General features: G+C 54.4%; 5 protein-coding genes. 1 reads left to right on the top strand and 4 read right to left on the bottom strand.

Going from position 1 to position 6,676, the window contains the following annotated elements:
* From C1H69_RS13180 to C1H69_RS13165, 4 genes are all read right to left on the bottom strand, one after another.
* Positions 1-2,093: TRAP transporter permease (locus tag C1H69_RS13180; RefSeq protein ID WP_102652976.1), on the bottom strand; the 2,093-nt coding region annotated here is incomplete at its 3' end.
* A gap of 91 nt (positions 2,094-2,184) precedes the next feature.
* Positions 2,185-3,159, bottom strand: coding sequence for a TAXI family TRAP transporter solute-binding subunit (locus tag C1H69_RS13175; RefSeq protein WP_102653854.1), 975 nt, complete (start codon positions 3,157-3,159; stop codon positions 2,185-2,187).
* Positions 3,160-3,216: 57 nt separating this feature from the next.
* Positions 3,217-4,404 (bottom strand): glycerate kinase, encoded by a 1,188-nt coding sequence (locus tag C1H69_RS13170; RefSeq protein ID WP_102653853.1) that lies wholly within the window; start codon positions 4,402-4,404, stop codon positions 3,217-3,219.
* 122 nt (positions 4,405-4,526) lie between these two features.
* Complete coding sequence (locus tag C1H69_RS13165) at positions 4,527-5,588, bottom strand: tartrate dehydrogenase (RefSeq protein ID WP_102653852.1); 1,062 nt, start codon at positions 5,586-5,588, stop codon at positions 4,527-4,529.
* Positions 5,589-5,729: 141 nt separating this feature from the next.
* Here C1H69_RS13165 and C1H69_RS13160 point away from each other — a divergent pair, with 141 nt between their 5' ends.
* Positions 5,730-6,629, top strand: coding sequence for a LysR family transcriptional regulator (locus tag C1H69_RS13160; RefSeq protein WP_102653851.1), 900 nt, complete (start codon positions 5,730-5,732; stop codon positions 6,627-6,629).
* Positions 6,630-6,676: the final 47 nt, after the last annotated feature.

The raw sequence follows: 6,676 nt of genomic DNA, 5'->3' as shown, positions 1-6,676 counted from the left end.
CCCAGGCCGACCAGGTCGGTCATCCAGCCGCCGGCGATCATCGACAGGGCCGCTGCCAACAGCAGGACACGCTGCACGAGGTTGGCCGCACCGTTGAGGAACCACCCCTGCACGGCGGCGGCCAGCAGATAGATGCCCATCCCGGCGGTGACGACAACCCGCAGGATCTGCATCCAGGTGCCTTCCATCAGCAGGGCCGGGCTGTAGAAGAACATGAAGGGCACGATGAAGGCGGCCAGGCCGAACTTGAAGGAGGTCAGGGCCGTTTTCAGCGGGTCCGTGTTGGCGATGGCGGCGGCGGCATAGCCCGCCAGTGCGACCGGTGGCGTTATCGCCGAGAGCACGGCGTAGTAGAACACGAAGAAGTGGGCGACCAGCGGCGGGATGCCGATCTGCTGCAGGCCGGGTGCGACCACCGAGGCGGCGACGGCGTAGGCCGCGGTGGTGGGCATGCCCATGCCGAGCAGGATGCTGATGCACATGGCGAAGAACAGTGCCATCAGGTGGCTGGTATCGGCAATACCCAGCAGCATGGAGGCGAAGCGGGCACCGACACCGGTCAGCGAAATGACCCCGACGATGATACCGGCACAGGCACATACCGCGATCAGCGGGATCGCCATGCGCGCACCAAGGGACAACGCGTTGAGCAGTGCCCTGGGGCCCATCCAGTGCGGGGTGAACCAGGAGACCACGGCGGCACTGATCATGGCCAGGGTGCCGGCGCGAATCACCGAGTAACCCATGAAGAGGGTACCGATCAGGATGACGATGGGCAGGAACAGGTAGGCCTGCTTGACCATCTTGCGGAAGACCGGCAGTTCATCCTTGGACATGCCCAGCATGCCATCACGGCGCGCTTCCAGATCGACCATCATGTAGATGGAAAGGAAATAGAGCCCGGCGGGAATCAGTGCGGCAATGGCAATTTCGGTATAGGGAATGCCGGTGATCTCGGCCATGATGAAGGCGCCGGCACCCATGATCGGCGGCACGATCTGGCCACCGGTGGAGGCGGCGGCCTCGATGCCGCCGGCGCTGCGCGGATGGTAGCCGACCTTCTTCATCAGCGGGATGGTGAGTGAACCGGTGGCCACCACGTTGCCGGCGGAGGTACCGTTGATCATGCCCATCAGGCCGGAGGCGAAGACCGCCACCTTGGCCGGGCCGCCCCGTGCACGGCCGGCGGCGGCGAACGCGAAGTTGATGAAGTAGTCGCCGACCCTGGAAGCCTGCAGGAAGGCGGCGAAGGTGATGAAGAGAATGATATAGGTCGACGACACGGCGGTGGTCGGGCCGAGAATGCCGTTGTCGGTGTAGAGATAGGTGAAGAAGCGCGAGAAGGAGTACCCGCGATGTTCGAGCAGGCCCGGCAGGTAGGGCCCGGCAAAGGCATAGATCAGGAAGACGCCGGTGATGAGGATCAGAGCCAAGCCAGCCACACGACGGGTCAATTCCATGATCAGGGCCACACCCACGGCGGCGATCATGAATTCGGTCTGCCCGGCAAAGGGGGTGCCGGCGGCCATGCGCCAGCGATTCAGTACCAGAACCAGATAGGCGGCAACGAGGATCGAGGCAATGATCAGGATCGCGTCGGCCCAGTGGATGGAGCGGCTGGAGCTGCGCCATATCCAGCTGCTGACCAGGGCGATGGCGGTGGCGCCGGCCAGCGACCAGCTCAGGTGCACGACGAGCCAGTTGGCGGGCGGCGTGCCGGTTTCGCGCATGTACCAGGCGTAAAGCGTGCAAAAGACGGCGTAGCCGATGGCAGCGACCGCGGGAATCAGGGCGAACCATTCGACGCGGTTGATACGAACCTCACCGGGGCTGCGATCGAGCGTCATGGCCGCGGTGATGGCGAAGCCGACGGCAAGGCCGCCCGCGACGTGAATGATACGGAATGTCCAGGTCTCGATGGGTGAGACGTTGAGCGCATAGAGGTGCATGGCCGTGAACAGCACACAGGCGGCAAACACCGTCTGGCCGAGCAGGCCCGAGAGCACGCGCTCGTTGTGGGCGATGGGGATGTCGGCAACCCCATCAGTGCCGACTTTGGCAGCGGCTTCGTTGGGTTGGGTTTCGTGAGTCATACCGGAATGCCTAGGAGGTTACGGATGCCTGCGCAGAAGCGAGGCGTTGACGCCGGCCCGGAGACCGGCGTCGATGTCGCGTTGCGGAGGATCAGCCGCGCAGGTCTTCCGGAATGTCGTAGCCCTGCTCCTCGAACCAGCGCACGGCGCCCGGGTGCCAAGGCAGGAAGGAGTTGTATTCGAAGTTTTCGGGCAGCGTCTCGACCGCGGCGCCGTGGATCTGCACCATGCGGTCGTGGTTTTCCATCACCGCTTTGGTCACCTCATAGACAAGCGACTCAGGCATGTCCTGATGCGTGATCGCAAAGTTCCAGAGCGAGATAGCAGACGCATCCTCATCCAAGCTGGCATAAGCAGTGGCAGGAATAGTAGCTGGGCTCAGCTCAGGAAAGTCATCTAGGAACTGTCCCATTTCGTCTTCTGAGAAGGAAAAAATATTGACATTAACCTGAGCTTCGAGTTGGCTGAAGGCAGAAACCGGTATGCCTGCAGCAAAAGCAAACGCATCCAGCAAACCATCCTGGACCTGACTAGCTTGGTCAGCTGCACCGCCATTTCGAATTTCAACATCCAACCCTAGCTTTTCAAATAGCTGAGGGTAATATAAATCACCCGTGCCTCCCGCGGGACCAACCCCAACGGTCTTTCCATCAAGATCAGAAAACGAGTTGATACCTGAGCCTGACAGAGAGATCGCTTGAAGAGCTGTTTGGTACATCGGGAAGACGGCACGTATATCGGTATGCTCTACTCCTGGCGCCAGCTCGCTGTTCCCCTGCCACGCCTCGTAGGCAGGCCCCGTTGTGACCATGCCGAACTCATGCTCACCCATTTGCACAAGCGTCACGTTCTGGACAGGCCCGCCCGTGACCTCGGCACCGAACGATGCCCCCGTCGCCTCACTGGCCAGGTTCCCCCATCCAGAGCCATAAATATAATACGTTGCCCCTTGGCTACCCGTGCCAATAATCAGGCTATTCGGCCAGTTTTCACGATCTGTTTCAGCAAAGGCATTTACGGCAACGCCACTGCAAAGAGCGATAACAGCAAGATTAAAAATTTTCATTATGCGTGCTCCACTTGGTTTGTACTTGTTTATTCATAGAACCTTATTAACTGAACTCTATGTAACTATTATAAATCCCTCCCCAAGACTTTTAGTAAGTTGATGGTGGCAGGATGACTCCCTAAAAACCAGTCTTGCCACCGACTCGCACCGGTCGCTTAACAGCTGCCCAGTCTTACCCAAAGCCTCCTTTAAGTCCATCGGACCATCCGTCAATGAAAATGCAGCGGTCACACCATGTTCATATGAAGAGCGCCAACCATTTCCTAGCTGCCCCGCTACCACCACGACCGGTATACTCATCTTGCTCGCACACCGAGAAATTCCGATCGGCGTCTTACCGGATAGACTCTGCCCATCCAAACGACCTTCACCTGTGATCACCAAGTCCGCATCAGTAATAATCTCCAGAAAATCGACTTGATCCATAACCACATCTATCCCAGACTTCAAGTCTGCGTTGAGTATCGCTTTAGCTGCAAATCCAACCCCGCCGGCAGCACCAGCCCCCGGATTCTCCCTATAATCATTCCCTATAGATTCACCAAGCTTTCCAGAAAAGCATGCCAATGCTGACTCCAGTTCATCCACATCACTTGGTGAAGCTCCTTTCTGCGGACCATAGATAGAACTAGCTCCATTCGGCCCAAGCAACGGATTGTCCACATCAACTGCTGCAACAACCCTCAGATGCTTTAAGCGGCCATCAAGGTTTGAAATATCAATGCTGGCAATCTGGGAAAAATTTCTGGGCCGGGGGGGCAATTCAAGGCCATTCTCGTCGAGCAAACGACCACCCAAGGCTGTTAAAATTCCCGCGCCTGCATCATTTGTCGCACTGCCGCCCAAGGTGAGAACCAGGTTTTTTGCCCCAATGTCCAAAGATTCACGTATAAGTTGGCCAACGCCGTAGGTGGTACCGTCCAGAATGGAGCCTTGCTGAATATCCGTATACTGCAACCCACAGGCTTCTGCCAACTCAACATAGGCGGTGGCGCTCTTGCTATGCCAACCCCATGCGGCTCGCCTGATACCGCCATAGGCATCCGAAACATTTGCGTATCGAACGACAGCTCCGGTAGAAGAAATCAAGGCAGCTAGCGTGCCTTCTCCACCATCACCCATTGGGCTTTGCAGCAGCACAGCATCTGGCAAGGCACGAGCGATGCCTTCCGCCATGGCCTCTGCTGCTGCTTGAGCAGACAGCGATCCTTTATAGCTGTCAGGAGCAATGACTATTTTCATTTTAAAGCTCCCATCGTGACATTCAAGACAAACCATTTATCAATGGCTGTAAAGATTGGAAGGATCCACATTAAACTATCAGAGCAAGAGGCGGTGACGCCATGCACCCCCGCCGATATAGCTTATTGGCTTTCGATATCTGAACAGATGGCTTGGGTTACATCTCGAGTCGTAGCGGTTCCTCCGAGGTCTTGTGTCTGGAGGCCAGAAGCTGTGAGCCTTTCAATGGCTGCCATTAGGCACTCGGCAGCAGTCTTTTCGCCAAGGTGCTCAAGCATCATAGCGGCTGTCCAGAAGGAGCCTACAGGGTTGGCGATTCCTTGCCCTGCAATATCAAAGGCAGAACCATGAATCGGTTCGAACATTGAGGGGAAGGTGCCTTCGGGGTTCAGGTTGGCCGTCGGGGCAATACCGAGGCTTCCTGAAAGAGCCGCGGCAAGGTCGGATATAATATCGGCATGAAGGTTGGTCGCCACGATAACATCCATCGTCTCAGGTTTCAGCACCATGCGAGTGGTAACAGCGTCAACCAGTTCACGATCGATCGTGACTTCAGGGAACGCTTTTGCAACTTCGAAGAAAACCTCATCCCAGAGAACCATCCCATGGCGTTGGGCATTGGACTTAGTCACCAAGGTAAGCTTCTTGCGAGGACGGCTTTGAGCCAAGTTAAATGCGAATCGGTGGATTCTCTCGAGACCTTTTCGCGTGAAGACTGATACCTCTGTACCTACCTCATCGGGGAATCCTTGGTGCACCCGCCCACCGTTACCTGAGTACTCACCCTCACTGTTTTCCCTGACAATCACCCAGTCGATTTCATCGGCACCTTTCAGGCGGCTATTAACACCCGGCAGCACACGTGCCGGGCGTACATTAGCGTATTGATCAAAGCCTTGACAGATGGCGAGCCTGAGCTCCCAAAGGGAGACATGATCAGGAACATCTTGGCTACCCACGGCACCAAAGTATATGGCATCAAATTTTGACAGCCTTTCCAGCCCACCTTCTGGAATGTACTCACCCTTCTCAAGGTAACGCTGAGAGCACCAGTCAAAATCCTCGAACTCAAACTGGAAGTCCCCACTCTTTTTTGCCAGAGCTTCCAACACTTGCTTACCGGCCTCAATCACCTCAAGACCAATTCCATCACCCGGGATAACTGCAACACGGTGACCGCGCATACCCAATACTCCTGTTAGTTGTTAAGTGATATCTCGCTTTCTTGGAAGCCATCTGAGCTGTATCACAGACATTAGATGACAAGCTGAAGAGCATGCAATATACTGTGGGTTAAAACAGAAACAACCCGAGGGTTAATACCCATGTCGAGTACAGACTTTGAGTTTTTCATATTTCTTTGTCAAGCTGGGAGCATCTCCAAGACTGCAAGAGAACTAGACATTACACCTGCTGCTGCAAGCAAGAGGCTATCCCATATTGAGAAAAATGTCGGGTGTCAACTCCTATCAAGATCTACTCGTTCTATGAGCCTGACACCGAACGGCAAGGTTTATTTGGACTATGCTCGAAAAGTCACATCGGCAATCGAGGAAATGAATAATGCCCTGCGTCAACAGAGTGATGAAGCAGAAGGGGTGATACGAATTAATGCTCCTTTTGGATTTGGCAGAAAGTATGTTTCCAGGTTCATTTCTGATTTTGTTGAGGAATACCCAAAAGTAGAATGCCAGCTCCACTTATCAGATCATCCGCTAAACTTGGTGGCTAATTCATTCGATGTCGGAATTCGCTTTGGAACGCTTCCGGATTCTGGCTTGCATGCTAGAAAAATTGCCTCACACCAGCGATTTCTTTGTGCTTCACCCGCATATTTGGAAATGAATGGAGAGCCTCAGCATCCTCATGATCTTTCTGAACATAACTGCATAGTACTTAGGCAAAATGAGGAAACTTATGGGAACTGGAGTTTTAATAAGAATGACCAGGTATATCACGTTCAAGTAAGAGGGGGTTTAAGCTCTAATGATGGAGAAAGTGTTCTTAGCTGGACATTGAGGGGGCACGGCATAGCTATACGTGCAGAATGGGATGTTTACCACCACTTTAAAGAAAATCGGCTACATAGGGTGCTAAGTGACTATCATCTTCCAAATGCCGACATTTATGCTGTTTACGCGTATAATCAAGCTTTGCCGGCGCGTATAAGATTACTAATTGATCATCTTTCTGAAAAAATGAAAATGATACCTTTTCAAAAATAAAAGATGGTATGTATTTTATAGATACAGAGTATCCGGCTGGTGGCCCC

Source organism: Billgrantia endophytica (assembly GCF_002879615.1).
Taxonomy (GTDB): Bacteria; Pseudomonadota; Gammaproteobacteria; order Pseudomonadales; family Halomonadaceae; genus Halomonas; species Halomonas endophytica.
This window is presented reverse-complemented; position numbering and strand designations above follow the sequence as displayed.